Genomic DNA, 23,770 nt, shown 5'->3' with positions numbered 1-23,770 from the left:
CGATGAAGATCAAATCTGGCGACGAGGTCGTCGTTCTCGCCGGCAAGAACCGGGGTGCCACCGGCAAGGTCGTCAAGGCCCTGCCGAAGGAAGACCGTGTCGTTGTCGAGGGCGTCAACCTGGTCAAGAAGCACAGGAAGGCCAACCCGGCGGGCGGCCAGCAGGGCGAGGTCGTCACCAAGGAGGCCCCGATCCACGTGAGCAACGTCGCGCTCGTGGAGGACGGCAAGGCCACCCGGGTCGGCTACCGCTTCGAGGAAGACGGAACCAAGGTTCGCGTCTCCCGCCGCACCGGTAAGGACATCTGATGACGGTTACCAACGACATCACCGCCCCTCCGATGCCGCGGCTCAAGGAGAAGTACCGCAACGAGATCGTTGCCGCCCTCAAGGAGGAGCACGGCATCGGCAACATCATGCAGGTCCCCGGTCTGACGAAGATCGTGGTCAACATGGGTGTTGGCGAGGCGGCTCGTGACGCGAAGCTGATCCAGGGCGCGGTCGCCGACCTGTCGGCGATCACCGGCCAGAAGCCGCGGATCAACCGGGCCAAGAACTCCATCGCGCAGTTCAAGCTGCGCGAGGGTCAGCCGATCGGCGCCAGCGTCACGCTGCGCGGCGACCGGATGTGGGAGTTCCTCGACCGGCTGCTCTCCCTGGCCCTGCCCCGTATCCGGGACTTCCGTGGCCTGTCCCCGAAGCAGTTCGACGGGAACGGCAACTACACCTTCGGGCTGACCGAGCAGGTCATGTTCCACGAGGTGGACCCGGACAAGGTCGACCGGCAGCGTGGGATGGACATCACGGTCGTCACCACCGCCACGACCGACGAACAGGGCCGCAGCCTGCTCAAGCGGCTCGGTTTCCCGTTCAAGGAAGCCTGAGGGGTAAGCACACATGGCCAAGAAGTCCCTGATCGCGAAGTCGCAGCGGAAGCCGAAGTTCGGCGTTCGCGCGTATACTCGATGCTCGCGGTGCGGCCGCCCGCGCGCCGTCTTCCGGAAGTTCGGCCTGTGCCGTATCTGCTTCCGTGAGATGGCCCACCGAGGCGAGCTGCCCGGTATCACCAAGTCGAGCTGGTAGTTTCCGGCGGGGCCGACCGTTCGCCCACCCCTGGGCGCACGGAGTCGGCCCCCCGAAGCGCCACCCTCGGCGCGAACAGCGTCCGTGACCGCACGATGCGGCACGGTCCGGCAACATCCAACCACCAGGGCACGGCAGTCCCGAAGGGGACCGCGGTGCCCACGACCACGCCGTAGGTCCGTTTGTGCACCTTCGCGGGAGTACCCGCGCAAGGGCAGGCTCTGGGAAAGCCCGCACTCGGAAACCGCGGTGAGGAAGGGCCAGTCGGCCATGACGATGACCGACCCGATCGCAGACATGCTCACGCGTCTGCGCAACGCGAATTCGGCTTACCACGACACCGTGGCGATGCCGTATTCCAAGATCAAGGCGCACATCGCCGAGATCCTCCAGCAGGAGGGCTTCATTCAGGGCTGGCGGACCGAGGAGGCCCCCGTGGGCCAGAACCTCGTCCTGGACCTGAAGTACGGCCCCACCCGGGAGCGTTCCATCGCGGGCATCCGCCGGGTCTCCAAGCCCGGTCTGCGGGTGTACGCCAAGAAGGAGAACCTGCCGCGGGTGCTGGGTGGCCTCGGCGTGGCGATCATTTCGACGTCCGGCGGCCTGATGACCGAAAAGCAGGCCAAGAAGCGTGGCGTGGGCGGCGAAGTCCTCGCCTACGTCTGGTAACAGGGAGAGATTGAAGCATGTCGCGAATCGGTCGACTGCCGCTCTCGGTCCCCAAGGGCGTCGAAGTCACGATTAACGGGCAGGACGTCACCGTCAAGGGTCCGAAGGGCGAGCTGAAGCACACCGTCGCCGAGCCGATCACCGTGTCCCTGGAGGACGGGGTCGTCACGGTGGCGCGTCCGGACGACAAGCCGGAGAACCGCTCGCTGCACGGTCTGACCCGTGCGCTCATCGCCAACCTCGTCGAGGGCGTGGCCAAGGGCTACACCAAGACGCTGGAGATCCACGGCGTGGGTTACCGCGTCCAGGCCCGCGGCTCCAACCTGGAGTTCTCGCTGGGCTACAGCCACCCCGTCGTGGTCGAGCCCCCCGCGGGCATCAGCTTCCGCGTGGAGAAGCCGACCATCCTCCACGTCGAGGGCATCGACAAGCAGCTGGTGGGCCAGGTCGCCGCGAACATCCGCGGTCTGCGCAAGCCTGACCCGTACAAGGCCAAGGGCGTGCGGTACCAGGGTGAGCACATCCGCCGCAAGGCCGGAAAGGCTGGTAAGTAGGCATGGGTAGCACCGTGAGCCGCAAGCGGACCACCAAGCGCGCCACCTCCCGTGCGCGCCGCCAGTTCCGCGTCCGCAAGAAGGTCGTGGGTACCGCCGAGCGTCCGCGCCTGGCCGTGTTCCGCTCCTCCAAGCACATCGTCGCGCAGGTCATCGACGACACCAGGGGCCACACCCTGGCCGCCGCCTCCAGCGTCGAGGCCGACCTGCGCGCCGACGAGGGCACCAAGTCCGACAAGTCCGTCAAGGTCGGTCAGCTCATCGCCGAGCGCGCCAAGGCCGCCGGTGTCTCCTCGGTCGTCTTCGACCGCGGCGGCAACCAGTACGCCGGTCGTATCGCCAAGCTCGCCGACGCGGCGCGCGAGGGCGGGCTGGAGTTCTAGCGATGACCTCTGCAACGGCCAAGATCAACCACGAGAAGAGGAACCACTGATGGCTGCAGCACCGCGGCGCGGCGCCGGTGGCGAGCGGCGTGATCGCCGTGACGATCGCCGCGGCGGCGCCGCAGACAAGGGTGTCTCCTACATCGAGAAGGTCGTGACCATCAACAGGGTCGCGAAGGTCGTCAAGGGCGGCCGTCGCTTCTCCTTCACCGCCCTGGTCGTCGTCGGCGACGGCAACGGCATGGTCGGTGTCGGTTACGGCAAGGCCAAGGAGGTCCCGGCCGCGATCGCCAAGGGTGTCGAGGAGGCGAAGAAGAACTTCTTCCGCGTCCCCCGCATCCAGGGCACGATCGTGCACCGGGTCCAGGGCGAGGACGCGGCCGGCGTCGTCCTGCTCCGTCCGGCCGCCCCGGGTACCGGCGTCATCGCCGGTGGTCCCGTGCGCGCCGTGCTGGAGTGCGCCGGCATCCACGACGTGCTGAGCAAGTCGCTCGGCTCGTCCAACCCGCTCAACATCGTGCACGCCACCGTGGCGGCTCTGAAGGGCATCAACCAGCCCGAGGAGATCGCCGCCCGCCGTGGCCTGCCGATCGAGGACGTCGCCCCGGCTGCCATGCTGCGTGCTCGCGCTGAGGCGAAGGCAGGAGCCTGACCATGGCCAAGCTCAAGATCACGCAGACCCGCTCCAAGATCGGCGGCAAGGTGAAGCAGCACGCTGCTCTCCAGTCGCTGGGTCTGGGCCGGATCGGCAAGTCCACCGTCCGTGAGGACCGCCCTGAGGTTCGCGGGCAGATCACGATCGTCGCGCACCTCGTCTCTGTCGAGGAGGTTGCCGAATGAGCGACTACAACCCCGACGAGCTGCTCAAGCTGCACCACCTGCGTCCCGCCCCGGGCTCCAACAAGGCCAAGATCCGCAAGGGTCGCGGCGAGGCGTCCAAGGGCAAGACCGCCGGTCGCGGCACCAAGGGCACGAAGGCTCGTAACACCGTCCGTCCCGGCTTCGAGGGCGGGCAGATGCCCCTCATCCGCCGGGTGCCCAAGCTCAAGGGCTTCAGCAACGCCCGGTTCAAGAGGACCTACCAGGTCGTCAACCTGGACCGGCTGAGCGAGCTCTACCCCGAGGGTGGCGAGGTCACCGTCGAGAGCCTGGTCGCCAAGGGCGCGGTTCGCAAGAACCAGCCCGTCAAGGTGCTGGGCACGGGTGAGATCTCCGTCGCCGTGCAGGTGAGCGCGCACGCGTTCTCCTCCTCGGCGAAGGAGAAGATCTCCGCCGCCGGTGGCTCCACCACCGAGGTGTAGGGGTCTTCCCCGCGATGAAGCGTCTGGGGGCGTCCGCCCGGCAGGTCTAGGACCGGCTGGCGGACGCCCCCGCGCGTTGTGAGCGGTGATCGTTATGACTCACGAACTCAACTGCGGAGTGATCACTGTTACAGTGCCATCTGTTTGAGTTCACCGCTTGACGTACTGTGAATACTTCCGAGCAACGGGCGACCGCCCGGAGCTGACGTTCTACGACGATTCAGGATCGGCCGCGATGTCTGGAACCCGTTCCGCCGCCGAAGCTGCGCAGGAGGAGACGTGCTAGGTGCGTTCGTTCGTGCATTCCGCACGCCCGACCTGCGCAACAAGCTGCTGTTCACACTGTTCATCCTGACGATCTTCCGTCTGGGCTCGGTGATCCCGGCGCCGGGTATCAACTCCGCGGCGATCAGGGACCAGATGGAGGCGATCACCTCCTCGGACCAGTCCGGTGTGTACGCGCTCGTCAACCTGTTCAGCGGCGGTGCCCTGCTGCAACTGGCGGTGTTCGCGCTCGGGGTCATGCCGTACATCACCGCGAGCATCATCATCAACCTGCTCACGGTGGTGATCCCCCGTCTGGAGGCCCTCAAGAAGGAGGGCCAGTCCGGGCAGAGCAAGATCACCCAGTACACCCGCTACCTGACGCTCATGCTCGGTGTCCTCCAGGCCACCAGCATCGTCGCCATGGCCCGGACGGGCGCCCTGTTCCAGGGAGCCATCCCGGTCAGCTCCTACATGCCCAACCAGGACATCCTGACCCTGGTGACCATCGTGTTCACGATGACCGCCGGTACCGCCATCATCATGTGGTTCGGCGAGCTCATCACCGAGCGCGGCGTGGGCAACGGCATGTCGCTGCTGATCTTCACCCAGGTCATCGCGATGTTCCCCTCCTCCATGGTCGCCCTGTTCCAGGAGCGCTCGATCTGGGTCTTCTCCCTCATCTGCATCGCCGGCCTGGTGCTCATCACCGCGGTGGTCTTCATGGAGCAGGCCCAGCGCCGCATCCCGGTGCAGTACGCCAAGCGCATGGTCGGCCGCCGCATGTACGGCGGCAGCTCGACCTACATCCCGCTCAAGGTGAACCAGGCGGGCATCATCCCCGTGATCTTCGCCTCCTCCCTGCTGTACCTGCCGCAGCTGCTCGTCGGCCTCATGGGACAGGACTCCACGCATCCCGTGGTGACCTTCGTGCAGGACTACTTCCTCACCGGCACCCACCCCGTGTACATGGCGACGTTCTTCGTCATGATCATCGGCTTCGCGTTCTTCTACGTGGCGATTACCTTCAACCCCGCTGAGGTCGCCGACAACATGAAGAAGTACGGTGGGTTCATCCCGGGTATCCGACCGGGGCGTCCGACCGCCGAGTACCTCGACTACGTGCTGACGAGGCTGACGACCCCCGGATCCCTGTACCTGGGTGTGATCGCTCTCCTGCCGATGGTCGCCCTCGGCGCCACCGGCGCCAGCGCGAACTTCCCCTTCGGAGGGACGAGCATCCTGATCATGGTCGGCGTCGGGCTGGACACGGTGAAGCAGATCGAGAGTCACCTCCAGCAGAGGAACTACGAAGGTTTTCTGCGATAAATGCGAGCAGTATTGGTGGGGCCGCCTGGGGCCGGCAAGGGCACCCAGGCCCAGATCCTCGCGTCCGAGCTGTCGATCCCCAAGGTGTCCACGGGTGACATCTTCCGGGCCAACGTCAGCGGTAAGACGGACCTCGGCAACAAGGCCAAGGAGTACATGGACCGCGGTGACCTCGTCCCCGACGAGGTCACGAACGCCATGGTCAAGGACCGGCTGGCGCAGGAGGACGCCGCCGAGGGTTTCCTGCTCGACGGCTTCCCGCGCAACGTCCCGCAGGCCGAGACGCTCAAGGGCATCCTCGCCGACCTCCACACCACCCTGGACGTCGTCCTGGAGCTGAGGGTCGACGAGGAGGAGGTCGTCAAACGCCTCTCGGGCCGCCGCTCGTGCCCCGAGTGCGGCCAGGTGTACCACGTGGAGTACGACGCCCCGAAGATCGCGGGCAGGTGCGACAACGAGGGCGCCGAGCTGTACCAGCGCGAGGACGACCGCGAGGAGACCATCCGGCACCGCCTGGAGGTCTACCGCGAGCAGACCGCTCCGCTGGTGCAGTTCTACGAGGCCGAGGGCCTGCTGGCCACCATCGCGGCCACGGGGACCGTGGAGGAGGTGACGGCCCGCGCCAAGGCCGCCATCGACAAGGTCGGGGCCGGCTCCTGATGTTCCGCAAGGCCGATCCGGACGTGCAGATCAAGACTCCGGAGCAGATCGCCATGATGAGGGCGGCGGGCCAGGTCGTGGCCCGCGCCCTGGACACGCTCCGGGCCGCGGTGCGGCCCGGAGCGTCGACCCTGGAGCTGGACTCCCTCGCGGAGAAGGTCATCCGCGACGCGGGCGCCGTCCCCTCCTTCAAGGGCTACCACGGCTTCCCCGGCTCCATCTGCGCCTCTGTGAACGAGGAGGTCGTCCACGGCATCCCCAGCGCGCAGCGGGTGCTGGCCGAGGGCGACATCATCTCCATCGACTGCGGGGCCGTCCTGGAGGGCTGGCACGGCGACTCGGCGATCACCGTCGCGGTCGGCGAGGGCCGCCCCGAGGACCTGCGCATGATGGAGGTCTGCGAGGAGTCCATGTGGCAGGGGATCGCCGAACTGCGTCCGGGCAGGCGCCTGGGTGACATCGGTTACGCCATCGGCGGCCACATCTCCCGCAACGGCGGCTACGGCAACGTCCGCGAGTACGGCGGCCACGGCATCGGCACCGAGATGCACATGGACCCGCACGTGCTCAACTACGGCAAGCGCGGCAAGGGCATGAGGCTGGTCGAGGGCATGTGCCTGGCGATCGAGCCGATGACCACCCTGGGCCGCCACGACGTGGTGCAGCTCGACGACGGCTGGACCGTGGTGACCCGTGACGGCGGTCGCGCCGCGCACTTCGAGCACACGGTCGCGGTGACCTCGGACGGGCCCGTGGTGCTGACCGCGCGCGAGTCCGATCGGGATAAAATCGCCGACATGGGGTTCGTCCAGCCGACCTGGTAGGGGTCTCCTCCCGTGCGGAGCGCGGGGGCCGCTTCCGGGTGAAGATGCGAGGTGCGCGCAGTGTCCGACCCGGTGCCGTCGATACGAACGTCCGACGCGGAACGCGACCGCGTGGCCCAGCTCCTCCAGGAGCACTTCGCCCAGGGGCGGCTGGACCACGAGGAGTTCACCGACCGCCTCGGCCGCGTCTACAAGGCCAGGACCACCGGTGAGCTGGCCACGGTCACCAACGACCTCCCCGAGCGCGACCTCGCCGACATCCGCGGGGCCGCCTCCCGGGACGAGGAGTTCGCGGTGGCCCCTGCGATCAGCATGCGCGACCCTGTGCTGATGGTGCCGTGGGCCCTCTACGCGGGGGTCAACGTCCTCTGCTTCGTCATCTGGCTGATCCTGTTCCTCACCACCGACTACGACTACCCGTGGTTCCTGTGGGTCATGGGGCCGTGGGGCATCGTGATGGGCGTGGTGACCGTGGGGGTCCTGGCCGGGCAGAAGTACCACTCCGATGGCGACGGGGCGCCCTAGGGCGAAGGTCCGCGCCCGCCCGTGTTCCGGTGCGGTAGGGTGCTCCGTTCGGCGGTTAGGAGCACTTGCCGGAAGGGGATAGACTGTCCATGCCCATACGCGGGCTGTTGGGTCAGTCTGCCTTCTTCGCGCCACGTCCTCCAACCGACGTTCGCCTTTTGCAGTTGGCCTGAACTTCCAGTGTCCCTCGGCGTCGGTGACGGCCATCCGCCGTTGCCGGGGCCGTAGCGTCATGCGGGGCCACTGGGGTCGCGTCGGGTTGTCCTGATCAACCAAACGATGAGCGAGGCGTGGAAGGACATGGCCAAGAAAGACGGCGCCATCGAGATCGAGGGTTCCGTTGTCGAGTCCCTACCCAACGCTATGTTCAAGGTAGAGCTCGACAACGGGCACCAGGTCCTTGCCCACATCAGCGGCAAGATGCGGATGAACTACATCCGTATTCTCCCCGACGACCGCGTCGTCGTGGAGCTGAGCCCGTACGACCTCACGCGCGGGCGCATCGTTTACCGCTACAAGTAGCCCCTCACGGGCCTCGCGGCCCGGGAGAGTATGAGTTCGGAGTCACCATGAAGGTCAAGCCGAGCGTGAAGAAGATCTGCGCGAAGTGCCGCGTGATCCGCCGTAACGGCCGGATCATGGTCATTTGCTCGGACCCGCGGCACAAGCAGCGCCAGGGTTAGTCACCCCCGCTCCGCTCGCCGCGGCTTCACACACCGCGATCGGCCCGGCCGGTGCGCCAGCACCGCACCGGGCGCACGACACAACGAAAACCTGTTCCGACTCCCGCAGCCAGTGCGGCGCGGGAGCCACCCCCGGTCGGAGGCCGGGGCCTCGTCGATTGGGCGACGAGAGGGTGGAACGGGCCAGACCTCCGCATAGGGCATTAGGAGTCTCGCCCACATGGCACGTATCGAAGGCGTTGACCTTCCCCGCGACAAGCGGGTGGAGATCGCTCTCACGTACATCTTCGGGATCGGGCGCACCCGCGCCCTGGAGACCCTGAAGAGCACCGGCGTCGACGGCAACACGCGCGTCTACGAGCTGTCCGAGGAAGACCTCGTCAAGCTGCGCGAGTGGATCGGCTCCAACTACCAGGTCGAGGGTGACCTGCGCCGTGAGGTGCAGGGCGACATCCGCCGCAAGATGGAGATCGGTAGCTACCAGGGCATCCGCCACCGCCGTGGGCTCCCGGTCCGCGGTCAGCGCACGCAGACCAACGCGCGCACCCGCAAGGGCAAGAAGAAGACCGTGGCCGGTAAGAAGAAGGCCGGTAAGAAGTAGTCCGCTCGGACTGGACTGTAAACACGCGTCCGGGAACGACAACGGACCGATGATCTCTGGGAGTTTCGCTCATGCCGCCTAAGGGCCGTCAGGGTGCCGCGCGCAAGGTGCGCCGCAAGGAAAAGAAGAACATTGTCCACGGGCACGCTCACATCAAGAGCACGTTCAACAACACGATCGTGAGCATCACCGACCCGACCGGTGCCGTGATCTCGTGGGCCAGCTCCGGCCAGGTGGGCTTCAAGGGTTCGCGCAAGTCGACCCCCTACGCCGCGCAGATGGCCGCCGAGGCCGCTGCCCGCCGCGCCCAGGAGCACGGCGTCCGCAAGGTGGACGTCTTCGTGAAGGGCCCGGGCTCGGGCCGGGAGACCGCCATCCGCTCGCTCCAGGCGACCGGGCTGGAGGTCGGCTCCATCCAGGACGTGACGCCGGTTCCGCACAACGGCTGCCGTCCGCCCAAGCGCCGCCGGGTCTGATCCCGCACCGGCGCCCGCGCACCTACCCGCGCGGGCGCCGCGCCTGGTTCCGCGGGCTCCCCTGCGAGGGGACCGCGCGGACGGGGTAGGAATCCGAGTAGCGGACACCGATGTGGTGTCCGCCGGGTGGCCGTCAAATAGCGGGCGGCCATGTGGAAGGGAAGACACGGACCATGTTGATCGCACAGCGTCCCACGCTCACCGAGGAAGCCTCCTCGGACCTGCGCTCGAAGTTCGTCATCGAGCCGCTGGAGCCGGGCTTCGGCTACACCATCGGCAACTCGCTTCGGCGCACCCTGCTGTCCTCCATCCCCGGCGCGGCTGTCACGAGCATCCGCATCGAGGGCGTCGAGCACGAGTTCACCACCGTGCCCGGTGTCAAGGAGGACGTCACCGAGATGATCCTCAACCTCAAGGGCCTGGTCGTCAGCTCCGAGCACGACGAGCCGGTGCTGATGTACCTGCGCAAGCAGGGCCCCGGTGTGGTGACCGCCGCGGACATCGCTCCGCCGGCCGGTGTCGAGGTGCACAACCCCGACCTGCACATCGCCACGCTCAACGGCAAGGGCAAGCTGGAGATGGAGCTGACGGTCGAGCGCGGCCGCGGTTACGTCTCGGCGACGCAGAACAAGCAGGCGGGACAGGAGATCGGCCGCATCCCGATCGACTCCATCTACTCCCCGGTCCTGCGTGTGACCTACAAGGTCGAGGCCACCCGTGTCGAGCAGCGCACCGACTTCGACCGCCTGATCGTCGACATCGAGACCAAGCCGGCCATCCGTCCCCGTGACGCGGTCGCCAGCGCGGGCAAGACCCTGGTCGAGCTGTTCGGTCTGGCGCGTGAGCTCAACGTCGACGCCGAGGGCATCGACATGGGCCCGTCGCCCACGGACGCCGCCCTGGCGGCGGACCTGGCGCTGCCGATCGAGGACCTCAACCTCACGGTCCGGTCCTACAACTGCCTCAAGCGTGAGGGCATCCACAGCGTCGGTGAGCTGGTTGCCCGCTCCGAGCAGGACCTGTTGGACATCCGCAACTTCGGTGCCAAGTCCATCGACGAGGTCAAGCAGAAGCTCGTCGACATGGGCCTGTCGCTGAAGGACTCCCCGCCCGGATTCGACCCCAGCTCGGCGGCCGACTCCTACAGCTCCGAGGACGACGAGGGCGAGTCCTTCGTCGAGACGGAGCAGTACTAACCGACCTTCGTCGCCCACATGGTCCCCGGCCGAGTGCGGCCGCGGACCGCATCACTAGGAGAACGACACCATGCCCACGCCTACCAAGGGCGCCCGTCTGGGTTCCGGGCCCGCTCACGAGCGGCACATCCTGGCGAACCTCGCCACCTCGCTGTTCCAGCACGGCCGCATCCGCACCACCGAGGCCAAGGCCAAGCGCCTGCGCCCGTACGCGGAGAAGCTGATCACCCTCGGCAAGCGCGGTGACCTGCACGCCCGCCGCCAGGTCCTGACCAAGATCACGGACAAGGCCGTCGTGCACGAGCTCTTCACCGAGATCGGCCCGCGCTACGAGAACCGTCCCGGTGGCTACACCCGGATCACCAAGATCGGTCCGCGCAAGGGCGACAACGCCCCGATGGCCGTGATCGAGCTGGTCGAGGCCCTGAGCGCCCAGACCGCCGCCCCGGCCGCCCAGCCCGCCGCGCAGGAGCCCGAGGCCGAGGAGCCCAAGGCCGACGCGACCGCCGTGGCGGACGAGGCCGGTGACCAGCCGGCGGAGGACACCACCTCCGACCAGACCGCCAAGGCCGACGAGACGGCCCAGGCGGAGGGCCCGGCTGACGACAAGTAGCGTGCGGGGCGCGGGGGCGCCGACGCGCCCCGCGCACGCACCGCTCGGCGAGTGCCCGATCCCCGCGGGGGTCGGGCACTCGTCTTTTTCGTGGACGCGGAGGAGTGGCGGGTAATGGACGAGACGACGGTCCGGGTGCGGCTGGACGTGGCCTACGACGGCACGGACTTCTCCGGGTGGGCCGCGCAGCCGGGCCGGCGCACGGTTCAGGGCGAGCTGGAGGCGTCGCTGGCGCGGGTGCTGCGCCTGCCGGAGGTGTCGCTGACGTGCGCGGGGCGCACGGACGCCGGTGTGCACGCGCGGGGGCAGGTGGCGCAGGCCGACATCCCCGCGCGGACGTGGGAGAGCGAGGGTGAGCGCGTGCTCCGGCGCCTGGCCGGGGTGCTGCCCAAGGACGTGCGGGTGCGCGCGGCGCGGTTGGCGCCGCCCGGGTTCGACGCCCGGTTCTCGCCGCTGTTCCGGCGGTACCTGTACCGGGTGAGCGACGCGCCCTACGGGGTGGACCCGCTGCTGCGGCGGGACGTGCTGTGGCACCGCGGCCCGCTGGACGTGGACCGGATGAACGCGGCGGCGGAGCGCCTGGTGGGCGAGCACGACTTCGCGGCGTTCTGCAAGAAGCGCGAGGGCGCGACGACGATCCGGGAGCTGCTGCGCCTGGAGTGGGCCCGGGTGGACGAGCACCTGCTGCACGGGACGATCCAGGCGGACGCGTTCTGCCACAACATGGTGCGCGCGCTCGTGGGCGCGCTCCTGGCGGTGGGCGACGGGCGCAGGGACGTGGACTGGCCGGGGAAGGTGCTCGGCGCCGGTACGCGGGACTCGTCGGTGCACGTGGTGGGGCCGCAGGGGCTCAGTTTGGAGGAGGTGCGCTACCCGGCCGACGAGGAGCTGGCCGTGCGCGCCTCGGCGACCCGCCGCGTGCGGGAGCTGCCGTGCCGGGGCCACTCGGCCTGAGGAGGCCGTGGTCCCGGGGCCGCGGGAGCTCCGAGGGCGCGGGCAGCACGAGGCGGCGGGGGTGGGAAACCCCCCTTTACCAGGTTAGAGCCGCCCCGGGCTCCGCGGAGGCGCGGAATCCGGCCTGTGGACGAACGGAGGGGCGCCGGCCGCCGGAAGCCTCCCGCGCCCTTCGGTCCCCCCGCACCCTTCAGTCCACGTGTGCCGGTCCCGGGTCGGCCCAGTGCCGGTGCAGCAGTGCGATCTGCTCGGGCAGCACCCGCGACACCGACAGCTCGGGGAGGTCGTCCACGTCGAACCATGCTCTGGCGCTGGTCTCGGTGCTGCTGAAGGCGCGGTCGCTGGTCCCGTCGCTGCCGAAGGCGGGGCTGCCCGTCTCGGTACCGCCGGAGGCGGGGTCGCGGTCGGCCAGCGGCGCGCACACGAACAGGAGCTTGTAGATGTGGCGGTCGTAGACCGGCACGTGGGGCCACAGGTGGCGGTCGAGGACCCCGGCGAGGTGGACCGCCCGCACGGCCAGCCCCGCCTCCTCGCGGACCTCGCGTTCGATCGCCTGCCTGGGGCTCTCCAGGACGTCGCACCACCCTCCGGGCAGGGTCCAGCGGTGGCCGTCCGAGATCTCGCGGACGAGGAGGACCCGGCCGGAGGGGTCGAAGACGCCGCCGCGCACGTCGAGCTTGGGGGTGGTGTAACCGGCGGCCGAGGCCACTTCGCGCTCGTACCCGGGGAGCTCTCCGGCCGCCACCGTCTGCATCAGGTCGCGGGCCAGGGCGCCGACGCGGTGGAACCGCCCGATGTCGAACTCGTTGGTGCTGTACGCCAGCCCCGACTCCGACTGCGCCGTCAGCTCCATCGCGATGCGCCGGATCCGTTCGGCGGGTTCCGTCATCGTCACACCCTCCTCCGGGGCTCGCGGACCGGCCCGCCGGGACTCCTGCCCGCCGCGGACGCCGACGGAACCCGTCCGCGTACACGAAGAGGGGGCACCCGGTCGCCGGGTGCCCCCACTGGTGCTGTCTACCGCTCAGCCGCGGTTCTCGCTGAGGCCGGTGTGGGCCTCCTGGAGGAAGCCCTCGCTGATGGCGCGCAGCTCGGTGGCGGACTCGCTCTCGCCGCCCTCGTCGGTGCCGTCGCTGTTGGCCGCCAGGGAGAAGAGCAGGTAACGGCCCCACTGGCCGCTGCTGCCGTGGCCGCCGGAGTGGCCCAGGCGCTCGGCGGGGCTGCCCTCCTCGCCGGGCAGACCGGCGAACCACTGCGCGGCCACCAGGTCCTGGGCCTCCAACGCGGTGGTCGCCTCCTCGCCGGTGGGCATGGCGGCCACGCCCACGGTCACCGCGTGGCCCTCGTCCTCGCTGAGGTAGGAGGCGCGCACCATCTGGCGGCACTCGTTGTCGGCGAGCACCTGGCCGTAGTCGCCGTGGGCTCCGGCGGCGCAGTCCTCGGTGTCCTCGACGGCCACGCGGGTGAACGTGCCCTGGCCCTCGACCTCCAAGCTCCCGGGGAAGAGGGCCTCCGCGTCGAGCGCGCCCGGGTCGTCGGCCTCGTCGGCGACGGTCGCGGCGCTCGCGCCCCCCGAGCCCATGCTGGTGGCGAGGAAGAACGTTCCGCCGCCCGCGAGGACGAGCAGCGCGGCGAAACCGGCGATCATCATGATCCGGCGCTTGCGGGCGCGCGCGTCCGCGCCGCCGTCACCGTACCGGTCGTCGTCGTAGCCGTCGTAGTCGTCGTAGTCGTCGATCCCCTGTGCGTCGAACTGCGCGGTGTCCACACCGGCGTCGTCGGGGACCTCGTCCCGGAACAGGGGACGGCCGCCGGGCGAGGCGGGGACGGGGCTGATGTGCTGCGTGGCGCCCATGGCGTCCGGGGGGAACACGGGCTCCTCCCGGCCGGGCGCCGGGAGCGCGGCGGGGGGCTGCGGCGGGCCCTGGAAGGCCTGCTGGGCGGTCGGGGGCGCCGAACCGGGAGGCATGCCAGGGGGAGGGCCGACGGGCGCTCCGGGGTGGCCGGGAGCGCCGGGACGGCCCTGTGGCACGCCCTGCGCGCCGGGAGGGAACCCCGGGACGGGGCCCTGGGGCCCGGGACGCTGGCCGGGGGCGTGCGGCGGCACGGGGGCGCCGGGCGGGAGGGCTCCGGGCGGGATGGGTTGAGCGGGCTGGCCGGGCCGACCCGGGGCGGTGCTCGGTCCGGGGGGCGCGTGCGGGCCCGGGTGCTGGCCCATGTTCGGGTGGCCGCCGGTGGGGGCCTGGTGCGAGGGGTGTCCGCCGGTGGGCGCCTGCATCGGCGCCTGGCCGCCGGTGGGGGCCCCGTGCGGCGGGAACTGGCCGCCGGTGCCCTGGGGCGGCTGTCCGGGGTGCACGGGCGCCTGCTGGCCGCCGGTGCCCTGCCGGGGCTGCTCCGGGCGCTGAGGGGCCTGTCCGCCGGTGGGCGTGCCCGCCTGGCCGCCGGGGTAGCCGGGCACGCCCTGGGGGAGTCCGCCCTGGCCGTACTGCGGGTTCTGGGGACCCTGCGGGCCGATCGGGGGCTGGGGCGGGGCCTGCGGGCCGCTCGGGCCGCCGTGGAGGTCCTGACGGGCGCCGCCGGGGTAGCCGTGCTGCTGGCCGCCCTGTCCGTACGGCGGGATCTGGGGGCCACTCTGCTGTGTGGGGGAGTGGTGGTGCTGCTGGTACGGGGGATGCTGGTCGGGCGGGGGCGCGCCATGTGTCTGCTGTGGCCCCGATGTGGGATGCTGGCCCTCGGCGTGGGAGGGCGCTGACCCGAGCAGGTCCTGGCCGTCACCGGCCTCCGGTCCGACGGGTCTGCCGTCGGGACCGTACTGTGGCTGGTTCGGATGGGTACTGATGGGAGTCTCCGAGGGCTCTGGGGGTGGGACTGGGCCGCGGTCCACCGGCACGTGGCCTGGGCCGCGCGGTGCCGTCCGTTCCGGGTTCCCGTGGTTTCGGCGACCGTGACGGGCGTCTCCAAGGCCGTGTCGGTGCCCGTCATCACGGGAGCAGACCGGCCTTTCGGTGCAAGCGTAGCCAACGCGGGGGCGGGAACAGGACGAAGCACTCCCGGCAACGGGCATAATAAAAGACGGAGAGGTCACGGATGTGACCCCGTGCCGGTGTTTTCCCCGCCGAGCGCGGTCCGGCCGGTCCGCCCCGCCGCTGGCTTTGACCTGCGCGGCGGTGGCCAGGTAGGATATTCCGTCGTTGTGCGTTGAGTTGCCGTGGGCCCCGATCGCCGGGCGCCGATCCACGCACCATCGTCTGCGCACTCACCATTCGGAGAGTCCTGTGACATGGCACGGGATATCCGGCCAGACGCCCCCGCAACCGCGGGTGTGTATACGAGTCCCCCATCCCCGCACGGGATGGGGCAGCCGACTGAAGAGCGAAGGCAAACGATCGTGCGCACATACAGCCCCAAACCAAACGATGTCCAGCGTCAGTGGCACGTTGTCGACGCTACCGATCTCGTGCTCGGGCGTATGGCGAGCCAGGTTGCCACGCTGCTTCGGGGCAAGCACAAGCCGTACTACGCGCCCCACATCGACACCGGCGACTTCGTGATCGTCGTGAACGCCGACAAGGTCGCCCTGACCGGCAAGAAGCTGGAGCAGAAGCGCGCCTACCGCCACTCCGGCTACCCGGGCGGCCTGCGCTCCGTCTCCTACGCCGACCTGCTGGAGAAGAACCCCGAGCGGGCCATCGAGAAGGCCGTCAAGGGCATGCTCCCCAAGGGCTCCCTGGGCCGCCAGATGGCCAAGAAGCTCAAGGTGTACGCCGGTCCGGAGCACCCGCACCAGGCCCAGCAGCCGGTTGCGTTCGAAATCACCAAGATCGAGCAGCCCGCCTAGGCGTTCGCAGACTTTTACAGAGAGCACGAGGAGAACCGTGGTCGAGCCCACCGGCATCGAAGACGTCGAGCAGGAGTACGTGGAGAACCCGGAGGAGTTCCCCTCCGAGTACACCAGCGAGTCCGACGAGAACGCCGCCGCCTACGTCCCCACCGCGTCCGGCCCCAGCGCCGGCACCGGTCGACGCAAGCAGGCCGTCGCCCGTGTCCGCATCGCCCCCGGCGCGGGCGAGTGGAAGGTCAACGGCAAGTCGCTTGAGGCGTACTTCCCGGACAAGGTCCACCAGCAGACCATCAAGGAGCCGTTCGTCTCCCTCGGGTTCGACGGCGCCTACGACGTCTTCGCCCGTCTCGACGGCGGCGGCACCAGCGGCCAGGCCGGCGCCCTGCGCCACGGCATCGCCCGTGCGCTGGCGTCCCTGGACCCGGAGAACAACCGCCCGACCCTCAAGAAGGCCGGTTTCCTGACCCGCGACGCCCGCGAGGTGGAGCGCAAGAAGGCCGGTCTCAAGAAGGCGCGCAAGGCTCCCCAGTTCTCCAAGCGCTAGTGCTCATGCGCCGGCACCCGCTCGGCTGAGCTCCGGCCCGTACGCCGTTCCCTCCACCGGGACGGCGTACGGGCCTTCGGTTTTTCCGGTGGCTTGTCTGGGCCACCCTCGCTACTCCACCGGCGCCGCGACCCGGCGCCGTCTTCGAAAGGGGCTGTCCGCCTGTGGCTCGGCTGTTCGGAACAGATGGTGTACGCGGTGTCGCCGGTCGGGACCTGACCGCCGCCCTCGCGCTGGAGCTGTCCGTCGCGGCGGCGCGGGTGCTGACCCGCGGCGGCGACGGGGCGCGGCCCAAGGCCGTGGTGGGCCGCGACCCGCGCGCCTCCGGCGAGTTCCTCGAGGCCGCCGTCGTCGCGGGCCTGGCCAGCACCGGCGTGGACGTGGTGCGCGTGGGTGTGCTGCCCACCCCCGCCGTCGCCTACCTGACCGGCGCGCTCGGCGCCGACTTCGGCGTGATGCTCTCCGCCAGCCACAACCCGGCCCCCGACAACGGCATCAAGTTCTTCGCGCGGGGCGGCCAGAAGCTGGAGGACGCCCTGGAGGAGGAGATCGAGGGCATGCTCGGCGTGCCCTCCACCCCCGCCGTGGGCGACCTCGTCGGCCGGGTCACCGACGCCGGCGACGGCGCCGAGCGCTACGTCGAGCACGTACTGGCCTCGGTGCCCCACAGCCTCAAGGGCCTCAAGGTCGTGGTGGACTGCGCCAACGGCGCCTCCGCCCTGGTCGCGCCCGAGGCCCTGCGCCGCGCGGGCGCGGAGGTCGTGGCGATCGGTGACCGGCCGGACGGCCACAACATCAACGACGGGTGCGGCTCCACCCACCTGGAGGTGCTCCAGGAGGCGGTCCGCCTGCACGGCGCGGACGCCGGTATCGCCAACGACGGCGACGCCGACCGCTGCCTGGCCGTGGACGCCGAGGGCCGAGTGGTGGACGGCGACCAGATCCTGGCGATCCTGGCCACCGAGGCCAAGGAGGAGGGCAGGCTCGCCCAGGACACGCTCGTGGTCACGGTCATGTCCAACCTGGGCCTGAAGCTGGCGATGGAGCGCGAGGGCATCACCGTGGTGGAGACCGCGGTGGGCGACCGCTACGTGCTGGAGGAGATGAAGCGCGGCGGGTTCGGACTGGGCGGCGAGCAGTCCGGGCACGTGATCCTGCTGGAGCACGCCACCACGGGCGACGGTGTCCTGACCGGCCTGCACCTGCTGGCCGCGATGGCCCACCGCGAGCAGGGCCTGGCGGAGCTGGCCAAGGTGATGACCCGCCTGCCGCAGGTGCTCGTCAACGTGCCCGACGTGGACAAGGCCCGCGCGAAGGACTCCGCGGAGCTCGCGGCGGCCGTGCGCGAGGCCGAGGAGGAGCTGGGCGAGACCGGCCGGGTGCTGATCCGGCCCAGCGGGACCGAGCCCAAGGTCAGGGTCATGGTCGAGGCGCCCGAGCAGGAGCAGGCCACCGCGGTGGCCGAGCGGTTGGCCGCCGTGGTGCGCTCCGCGCTCGGCTGAGGACGGGGTTCCTTCGGGCCTCCGCCCCGTGTCCGGGTGTCCCGGAGGCGGGTGCCGGGGGGAGGCGGGCACGGTGGCGTCCCGCGTGCGACGGCTCGCTCCTCGCGACCGCGCGTCCGACGCCTCCGGGACCCCGTCGGCAACCGAACCCCTTTTGCGCGCACCCGGGCACGCGGACGGCCGGGTGCGCGTTCTCATGTGTGGCTGACCCGCGGAGCGCGGGTCCGAGGCGGTGGAGTTGGTCACGGTGGCGGACACGCGGTACGGGCACGCCCTGACGATCGGGGTGGACATCGGAGGGACGAAGGTGGCCGCCGGTGTGGTGACGCCCGGCGGGCGCATCCTGGCCCGGCTGCGCACGGAGACCCCCGAGCGCAGCAAGAGCCCCGCGGTCGTGGAGGACACGATCGTCTCGGTGGTGCGTGAGCTGCGCCGGGAGTTCCGGGTGCGCGCCGTGGGAGTGGGCGCCGCCGGTTTCGTCGACGAGCGGCGGGCCAACGTGCTGTTCGCCCCGCACCTGTCCTGGCGCCGGGAGCCGCTGCGCGAGGCCCTGGCCCTGCGGCTGGGGCTGCCAGTGGTGGTGGAGAACGACGCGAACGCCTCCGCCTGGGCCGAGGTGCGCGCCGGGGCGGGCCGGGGCGTGGACGACGTCGTGGTGGTGAACCTGGGCACGGGCATCGGCGGCGCGGTCGTGCTCGACGGGAACCTGCACCGGGGCCGGTACGGACTGGCCGGGGAGTTCGGGCACATGACCGTGGTGCCGGGCGGACACCGCTGCGAGTGCGGGAACCGGGGCTGCTGGGAGCAGTACGCCAGCGGCAACGCGCTGACGCGGGAGGCGCGGGAGCTGGTGGCCTCGCAGTCGCCGGTGGCGGACGCCCTGCACCAGGCGGTGGGCGGCGACGCCGCCCAGATCACCGGGCCGCTGGTCAGCGAGCTGGCACGCAAGGGCGACCGCGCGTGCGTGGAGCTGATGCGCGAGGCCGGGCAGTGGCTGGGCTCGGGCCTGGCCAACCTGGCCGCGGCGTTCGACCCGGAGCTGTTCATCGTGGGCGGTGGTGTGTCCGAAGCGGGGGAGCTGCTGCTGGACCCCGCGAGGGAGGCGTTCGGCCGCAACCTCACCGGGCGCGGCTACCGTCCCGAAGCCCGGGTGGCGGCGGCCGAGCTGGGCAACGAGGCGGGCCTCATCGGCGCCGCGGACCTGGCCCGGGAGGCGCTGCCCCGGTGGCACCAGCGGCGCCGACAGCGCCGCCTGGGGCGTTTCGGCAGGAGTTAGGGCCGGTCGGTCCCGTCGGGAGCGCAGGCGCGCGGCCGGAGCGTGCCGCGCGCCGCGTTGCGCGGGACCTAGCGGGAAGCGCCCTCACGTCGATGCCGATCGGGAACGGCAGGTCCAGCTTGAGGCGTTCTCGAGCGACGGTGACAGGGATGTGGCGGGGTTCCTTCGTGCCGTCCAACTCGTAGACGTAGACAGCGGGCCCGTTCTCCTCGTGCTCTATCCGCCAGAAATGCGGGATACCCGCCTGCGCGTACTCGAGCGGTTTGGTGGAGCGATCCCGGTCCTGGGACTCCTCGGACACGATCTCCACCGTGAGGAGTGCATCTTCGGGAGGGACGTGGGTGGCCTGGTACCAGTCGAGGCGCTCCTCGGCTCCCTCCGCGAACTCGTAGACGACGAGATCGGGCTCCGGGCGTTGGCGCTTGCCGAGCTTCATGGTCATTTCCGAGAGGACGTCGACGTTGGGAGGCGCCGCTTCCTCCAGACGGGCCGCGAGGCGGATCACGACCTTGGCGTGGAATCGGGTCTGGGGGAAAGCAAGACAAGGGCTCCGTCGATGAGTTCCATCCGGGGCTCTCCCGGGGGAAGATTGTCCATGTCGTCGGCGGTCCAGCCGCCGGGCGTGGGCATGAACCAGTCGGGGAGCGGCTCAGCGGTCATCGAAACCTCCCGGGTCGATTCCTGAGCCCATGCTAATGCGGTCGTCATCGCCATGACGGGACGGTAGCGCTCCGTGACGACGGTTCACCGGAGTTCCGTGAAGGACTCCGGATTCCGGGCGAAAGGCCTGCTCAGAGGGGCTACCCGCAATTAACCGAACTTGGTTCTAGTGCGGAGGTCGCATCCTCTGTAGAGTGCCGCCATGGATCTCAACGCAATCTCCGCCCTCGTCTCGGGCGGCGCGAGTGGCCTGGGTGAGGCCACCGCCAGGGAGCTCGCCTCCGCGGGCGCGACCGTCGTCGTCGCCGACCTCAACGCCGAGCGCGGTGAGGCGGTCGCCAAGGAGATCGGCGGTGTCTTCGTGCGCACCGACGTCTCCCAGGAGGACCAGGTCAAGGCCGCGGTCCGGGCCGCCGTCGACACCGGCAAACCCTTCCGGGCGGCCGTGTCCTGCGCGGGCATCGGCTGGGCCACCCGCACCGTCGACCGCAGTGGAAACCCCCACGACCTGGACAGCTACCAGAAGGTCATCCAGGTCAACCTCATCGGCACCTTCAACGTGCTGCGCCTGTCCGCGGCCGAGATCGCCAGAACGGAGCCGGTCAACGAGGACGGCGAGCGCGGCTCCATCGTCAACACCGCCTCCCTCGCGGGCATCGAGGGGCAGATCGGCCAGATCGCCTACTCCTCCTCCAAGGGCGGCGTCATCGGCATGACCCTCCCGGCCGCCCGCGACCTCGCGGCCGTCGGCATCACGGTCAACACCATCGCCCCCGGCATCCTGGAGACGCCCATCTACGGCGAGGGCGAGGCCGCCGAGGAGTTCAAGCAGCGCCTGGCCGCGCCGGTGCCCTTCCCCAAGCGCCTGGGCACCGCTGAGGAGTTCGGCCGCCTCGCCCGGGCACTGCTGGAGATCAGCTACGTCAACGGCGAGGTCGTCCGCATCGACGGCGCGCTGCGCATGCCGCCGAAGTAGGGAGGGCACCGTGTCCGACGAGGTTCTCTACACCGCCGAGGACGGCGTCGCCGTCATCACCATCAACCGGCCCCAGGCCAGGAACGCGGTCAACGCCGCGGTCGCCGCACGCGTCGCCGAGGCGCTCGACGACCTCGACGCGCGCAAGGACCTGACCGTCGGCGTCATCACCGGCGCGGGCGGCACCTTCTGCGCCGGGATGGACCTCAAGGCCTTCATGCGGGGCGAGGTCCCGCTGGTGGAGGGCCGCGGGTTCGGCGGCTTCGCCGAGCGCCCGCCGCGCAAGCCGCTGATCGCCGCCGTGGAGGGGTACGCCCTCGCGGGCGGGTTCGAGGCCGTGCTCGCCTGCGACCTGGTCGTGGCCGCCGAGGACGCCAGGTTCGGCATCCCCGAGGTCAAGCGCGGCCTGGTCGCCGGTGCGGGCGGCCTGCTGCGCCTCCAGCACCGCATTCCGCGCAACATCGCGATGGAGTTCGCCCTGACCGGCGACTTCGTCGAGGCCCCGCGCCTGGCCGAGCTCGGGCTGGTCAACCGGGTCACCGCCAGTGGTGGGGCCCTGGAGGGCGCACGCGAGCTCGCGGCCCGCATCACGGCCAACGGCCCGCTGGCGGTGCGGGTGTCCAAGGAGGTCATCACCTCCTCCGATGACTGGTCCACCGAGCGGATGTGGGAGAAGCAGAACGAGCTGACGGGCCCCGTGTTCGTCAGCCACGACGCCATGGAGGGCGCGGCGGCCTTCGCCGAGAAGCGCGCCCCCGTGTGGAGGGGCGAGTAGGCCCCGGACGCCGCGCGGCCTCTGCGGGGTGTCGTGACCGGAACAGGTACCGACGTGTCTCGATCCAGGCCGATACTGTGCTCGCAACCACATCGGTGTGATGGGGCCGAGACCAGCCGACGGTGTTAAGCGACTCCGGAGGCGAAGGCCGACCTCAGGACGGGTTGCGTAGACCGACGCGGCGTAGAGTGCGCCCTCCGGCCCTGCGCACGCGCCGGTAGAGCGTCATCTTGGCCTCCTTCTCCACCGCGCTCAGGCGTTTGTTCAGCCGTGTGACCTGCTTCTCCAGGGCGGCCTGTCGTTTCTCGAGGGAGGCCTGCTGCTTGTTCAGCCGTGTGACCTGCTTCTCCAGGGCGGCCTGCTGCTTCTGGGATTTCTGCTGCTCGTGGCTGAGGCTGCGCACGCTCTCCCGGAGCCACCCCATCCGGTAGCCGAGTCCGCCGTCCTCGTCGGACCAGGCCTCGATCGCCGGAGTGAACTCGATACTGTTGATGCGCTGCTCGAACGCTGCTCCCCCGTCCTGGTCGGACTGGAAGATGTGGGGTAGCCCGTGCTTTTCGACGTATCCCATCATCCGCTCGAAGCGTTCATCGTGTCCTTTGACGAGCGCTGTGTAGTCAGCCTGCTCGTACAGTTTCGCGGCGTCGAACTCTTCGGGAGGCTCGGTCATCCTGCGGTGTGGAATCTCGAAATACCGGCTGAGTTCCAGGGTGCGCGAATCGTGACACATCACTACGGCGGGTGTTCCGGCCAAAAGCGAGACGACGTTCCCGTGGATGCGGGTGCCGAACACGAAGTCGTAGCCTCCCAGTTCCCTGATCCAGGTGATCGGGTCCAGGTGGAGGCGGACACGGTTCTCCTCGAAGAGCGGGTGGCTGCGCAGCACGGGCATCTGCCTGTGCTGACCAGCCGCTCGCGAGGTGTCGCCCCAGTACAGCGTCTCCAGTTCGGGGATGTCCTGCGCGATGTACCTCAGGTTCGGGTAGCGCCGGTAGTTGTCCATGACGACCTGCCCCAGGTCACCCATGGTCCCGGCGGTCGTGGACATCCCGATCCTGGCGTCGGTGCCGAGCACTGAGTCCGTCTTCTCCACGGAAAGGGACCGGCCGTAGCGGAACATCGACGGACAGCCGATGACCTCGACGTCCTTGAAGCCGAGGTGGTTGAGGTAGCGCTGGGTGAACTCGCCCCGGACGCCGAGGGAGGGAGCGCGGTCCAGGACCGCTGAGGCGAAGCGCCTGACCGTTGCGTCCAACGGGCTCATACGTTCGAGGTCGTAGTCCAGTGAGGACTGTGCTCCCACGCTGAGGACCATGACAGGGATGGTCAGCTTCTCGATGAGGTCGGTCCAGAGATCGAGTTCCCTGCGGAAGGCCGGCCGGAAGGCGTTGGCGAAGGGGAGGACGAGGTAGTCGTACTCCTCGTTCACCTGCTCGGGGACGGGCATCGGAGTTCCGAAGCCGGTCGTGGTGATCTCGGTACCCGGGACATCGAGCATCTTGTAGGCCGAGTCGCTGAAAACCAGGTTGCCGAGGTTCTGGCCGCCGATCTTCCGCTGGAGGGTTTCCTCGGCGGACGCCGCTTCGAGAGGGGACTTGCTCGAACGCAGGAGGATTCGTGTCATGGGAAGCCGATCAATCAAGAGGGGGATGTGGCTGGCAAGATTTCGGTTCAGCCTTGAAGCAGTGAATTGGTCCGATCATAGTCGTGCTTCTCTTGCCGCTGTGACAGTTGCGCAAGGTGATCGGGGGATCACGCTTTACTCTTATTCCCGTGTGTCCAGTGAAGACGGGCTGTGAAGTGCGGGTGAATTGCGGTGAATCGGAGGGGGTGACCTGGGTCATGATCAAATTGGAAAGGGAGGGTGAACCTGTGGTGCTCCTTGTGCGTCGTTCCAGCGGGTGAGGGTTGGTTCACACGGTTACGGGTGTCTTGGCGTCATGCGTTAACCTGGGATCTACTTTGCCCACCTTGTCCTGTCCTGTCGGTCGTTCCGTCTCTGCGGGCCGACAGGAGCGGGAGCCTGATCCACCCTCCCCCCACACCCGGTAGACCGGGCGCGCGCTGGCGCGACCTCCGCTG

Annotated in this window: 30 protein-coding genes and 1 pseudogene; 27 read left to right on the top strand and 4 right to left on the bottom strand. The window is 69.7% G+C overall.

The features are described 5' to 3' along the window. The first annotated feature begins 2 nt into the window (after nt 1-2). From rplX to truA, 20 genes are all read left to right on the top strand, one after another. Entirely contained in the window at nt 3-308 is a 306-nt protein-coding gene (gene rplX / locus KGD83_RS26065) for a 50S ribosomal protein L24 (RefSeq protein WP_212641594.1), read from the top strand. Beyond that, nucleotides 308-883, top strand: a complete 576-nt coding sequence (gene rplE / locus KGD83_RS26060; protein ID WP_047869962.1) for a 50S ribosomal protein L5 — start codon at nt 308-310, stop codon at nt 881-883. Before rplX ends, rplE begins: the two co-directional genes overlap by 1 nt. 13 nt (nt 884-896) lie before the next feature. Continuing rightward, the gene (locus tag KGD83_RS26055) at nt 897-1,082 is read left to right on the top strand and encodes a type Z 30S ribosomal protein S14 (RefSeq protein WP_013156124.1); all 186 of its coding nucleotides are present in this window, start codon (nt 897-899) and stop codon (nt 1,080-1,082) included. A gap of 270 nt (nt 1,083-1,352) precedes the next feature. Beyond that, nucleotides 1,353-1,751 carry a 30S ribosomal protein S8 gene (gene rpsH / locus KGD83_RS26050; RefSeq protein WP_013156125.1) on the top strand — a complete coding sequence of 133 codons (399 nt, stop codon included), beginning with the start codon at nt 1,353-1,355 and terminating at the stop codon, nt 1,749-1,751. Nucleotides 1,752-1,768: 17 nt separating this feature from the next. Continuing rightward, nucleotides 1,769-2,305, top strand: coding sequence for a 50S ribosomal protein L6 (gene rplF, locus KGD83_RS26045; protein WP_212641593.1), 537 nt, complete (start codon nt 1,769-1,771; stop codon nt 2,303-2,305). A gap of 2 nt (nt 2,306-2,307) precedes the next feature. Further along, nucleotides 2,308-2,688 (top strand): 50S ribosomal protein L18, encoded by a 381-nt coding sequence (gene rplR, locus KGD83_RS26040; protein WP_150249562.1) that lies wholly within the window; start codon nt 2,308-2,310, stop codon nt 2,686-2,688. 49 nt (nt 2,689-2,737) lie between these two features. Continuing rightward, on the top strand, nt 2,738-3,340 hold the full coding sequence (rpsE, locus tag KGD83_RS26035) for a 30S ribosomal protein S5 (RefSeq protein WP_013156128.1): 603 nt from the start codon (nt 2,738-2,740) through the stop codon (nt 3,338-3,340). Nucleotides 3,341-3,342: 2 nt separating this feature from the next. Next, the gene (gene rpmD / locus KGD83_RS26030; RefSeq protein ID WP_013156129.1) at nt 3,343-3,528 is read left to right on the top strand and encodes a 50S ribosomal protein L30; all 186 of its coding nucleotides are present in this window, start codon (nt 3,343-3,345) and stop codon (nt 3,526-3,528) included. Continuing rightward, entirely contained in the window at nt 3,525-3,989 is a 465-nt protein-coding gene (gene rplO, locus KGD83_RS26025) for a 50S ribosomal protein L15 (protein WP_212641592.1), read from the top strand. Before rpmD ends, rplO begins: the two co-directional genes overlap by 4 nt. A 279-nt stretch (nt 3,990-4,268) precedes the next feature. Beyond that, complete coding sequence (gene secY / locus KGD83_RS26020; RefSeq protein ID WP_013156131.1) at nt 4,269-5,582, top strand: preprotein translocase subunit SecY; 1,314 nt, start codon at nt 4,269-4,271, stop codon at nt 5,580-5,582. Continuing rightward, entirely contained in the window at nt 5,583-6,242 is a 660-nt protein-coding gene (locus KGD83_RS26015; RefSeq protein WP_212641591.1) for an adenylate kinase, read from the top strand. Then, complete coding sequence (gene map, locus KGD83_RS26010) at nt 6,242-7,066, top strand: type I methionyl aminopeptidase (protein ID WP_212641590.1); 825 nt, start codon at nt 6,242-6,244, stop codon at nt 7,064-7,066. Before KGD83_RS26015 ends, map begins: the two co-directional genes overlap by 1 nt. Nucleotides 7,067-7,126: 60 nt before the next feature. Beyond that, the gene (locus tag KGD83_RS26005; protein WP_212641589.1) at nt 7,127-7,591 is read left to right on the top strand and encodes a DUF1707 SHOCT-like domain-containing protein; all 465 of its coding nucleotides are present in this window, start codon (nt 7,127-7,129) and stop codon (nt 7,589-7,591) included. A gap of 300 nt (nt 7,592-7,891) precedes the next feature. After that, nucleotides 7,892-8,113 carry a translation initiation factor IF-1 gene (infA, locus tag KGD83_RS26000; protein WP_013156135.1) on the top strand — a complete coding sequence of 74 codons (222 nt, stop codon included), beginning with the start codon at nt 7,892-7,894 and terminating at the stop codon, nt 8,111-8,113. 47 nt (nt 8,114-8,160) lie between these two features. Continuing rightward, nucleotides 8,161-8,274, top strand: a complete 114-nt coding sequence (gene rpmJ, locus KGD83_RS25995) for a 50S ribosomal protein L36 (RefSeq protein WP_013156136.1) — start codon at nt 8,161-8,163, stop codon at nt 8,272-8,274. A gap of 220 nt (nt 8,275-8,494) precedes the next feature. After that, the gene (gene rpsM / locus KGD83_RS25990; RefSeq protein ID WP_047869971.1) at nt 8,495-8,875 is read left to right on the top strand and encodes a 30S ribosomal protein S13; all 381 of its coding nucleotides are present in this window, start codon (nt 8,495-8,497) and stop codon (nt 8,873-8,875) included. Between the two features lie 71 nt (nt 8,876-8,946). Continuing rightward, entirely contained in the window at nt 8,947-9,351 is a 405-nt protein-coding gene (gene rpsK / locus KGD83_RS25985) for a 30S ribosomal protein S11 (protein WP_013156138.1), read from the top strand. A gap of 173 nt (nt 9,352-9,524) precedes the next feature. Beyond that, nucleotides 9,525-10,547, top strand: coding sequence for a DNA-directed RNA polymerase subunit alpha (locus KGD83_RS25980; RefSeq protein ID WP_013156139.1), 1,023 nt, complete (start codon nt 9,525-9,527; stop codon nt 10,545-10,547). Nucleotides 10,548-10,617: 70 nt separating this feature from the next. Then, nucleotides 10,618-11,160: a 50S ribosomal protein L17 gene (gene rplQ, locus KGD83_RS25975; RefSeq protein WP_212641588.1), complete on the top strand. Its 543-nt coding sequence runs from the start codon at nt 10,618-10,620 to the stop codon at nt 11,158-11,160. Between the two features lie 114 nt (nt 11,161-11,274). Then, entirely contained in the window at nt 11,275-12,114 is an 840-nt protein-coding gene (gene truA / locus KGD83_RS25970) for a tRNA pseudouridine(38-40) synthase TruA (RefSeq protein WP_212641587.1), read from the top strand. Between the two features lie 190 nt (nt 12,115-12,304). Here truA and KGD83_RS25965 read toward each other — a convergent pair whose 3' ends face one another. Both KGD83_RS25965 and KGD83_RS25960 read right to left on the bottom strand, forming a co-directional pair. Beyond that, nucleotides 12,305-13,003 (bottom strand): NUDIX hydrolase N-terminal domain-containing protein, encoded by a 699-nt coding sequence (locus KGD83_RS25965; RefSeq protein ID WP_212644614.1) that lies wholly within the window; start codon nt 13,001-13,003, stop codon nt 12,305-12,307. Between the two features lie 135 nt (nt 13,004-13,138). Next, nucleotides 13,139-14,083, bottom strand: coding sequence for a hypothetical protein (locus KGD83_RS25960; RefSeq protein ID WP_212641586.1), 945 nt, complete (start codon nt 14,081-14,083; stop codon nt 13,139-13,141). A 336-nt stretch (nt 14,084-14,419) separates the two neighbouring features. Here KGD83_RS25960 and KGD83_RS25955 point away from each other — a divergent pair, with 336 nt between their 5' ends. From KGD83_RS25955 to KGD83_RS25935, 5 genes are all read left to right on the top strand, one after another. Further along, the gene (locus tag KGD83_RS25955) at nt 14,420-14,866 is read left to right on the top strand and encodes a hypothetical protein (RefSeq protein ID WP_212641585.1); all 447 of its coding nucleotides are present in this window, start codon (nt 14,420-14,422) and stop codon (nt 14,864-14,866) included. Nucleotides 14,867-15,502: 636 nt separating this feature from the next. Then, a complete protein-coding gene (gene rplM / locus KGD83_RS25950; RefSeq protein WP_019610106.1) occupies nt 15,503-15,952 on the top strand; it encodes a 50S ribosomal protein L13 in 450 nt (149 codons plus the stop codon). Nucleotides 15,953-15,989: 37 nt separating this feature from the next. Further along, complete coding sequence (rpsI, locus tag KGD83_RS25945; protein WP_017567323.1) at nt 15,990-16,499, top strand: 30S ribosomal protein S9; 510 nt, start codon at nt 15,990-15,992, stop codon at nt 16,497-16,499. Nucleotides 16,500-16,663: 164 nt separating this feature from the next. Beyond that, on the top strand, nt 16,664-18,001 hold the full coding sequence (gene glmM, locus KGD83_RS25940) for a phosphoglucosamine mutase (protein WP_212641584.1): 1,338 nt from the start codon (nt 16,664-16,666) through the stop codon (nt 17,999-18,001). Nucleotides 18,002-18,248: 247 nt separating this feature from the next. Then, nucleotides 18,249-19,277 (top strand): ROK family glucokinase, encoded by a 1,029-nt coding sequence (locus KGD83_RS25935; protein WP_212641583.1) that lies wholly within the window; start codon nt 18,249-18,251, stop codon nt 19,275-19,277. A 76-nt stretch (nt 19,278-19,353) separates the two neighbouring features. Here the strand turns inward: KGD83_RS25935 and KGD83_RS25930 are convergent. Next, nucleotides 19,354-19,937: pseudogene (locus KGD83_RS25930) on the bottom strand (Uma2 family endonuclease); the annotation flags it as partial. A gap of 202 nt (nt 19,938-20,139) precedes the next feature. Between KGD83_RS25930 and KGD83_RS25925 the strand changes: the two are divergent. Continuing rightward, nucleotides 20,140-20,913, top strand: a complete 774-nt coding sequence (locus KGD83_RS25925; protein WP_212641582.1) for an SDR family NAD(P)-dependent oxidoreductase — start codon at nt 20,140-20,142, stop codon at nt 20,911-20,913. 10 nt (nt 20,914-20,923) lie between these two features. Next, nucleotides 20,924-21,688: a crotonase/enoyl-CoA hydratase family protein gene (locus KGD83_RS25920; RefSeq protein ID WP_212641581.1), complete on the top strand. Its 765-nt coding sequence runs from the start codon at nt 20,924-20,926 to the stop codon at nt 21,686-21,688. 154 nt (nt 21,689-21,842) lie between these two features. Here KGD83_RS25920 and KGD83_RS25915 read toward each other — a convergent pair whose 3' ends face one another. Continuing rightward, nucleotides 21,843-23,312 carry a polysaccharide pyruvyl transferase family protein gene (locus KGD83_RS25915; protein ID WP_212641580.1) on the bottom strand — a complete coding sequence of 490 codons (1,470 nt, stop codon included), beginning with the start codon at nt 23,310-23,312 and terminating at the stop codon, nt 21,843-21,845. Nucleotides 23,313-23,770 lie beyond the last annotated feature (458 nt).

Source organism: Nocardiopsis akebiae, from assembly GCF_018316795.1.
In the GTDB taxonomy this organism is placed as follows: domain Bacteria; phylum Actinomycetota; class Actinomycetes; order Streptosporangiales; family Streptosporangiaceae; genus Nocardiopsis; species Nocardiopsis dassonvillei.
This window is presented reverse-complemented; position numbering and strand designations above follow the sequence as displayed.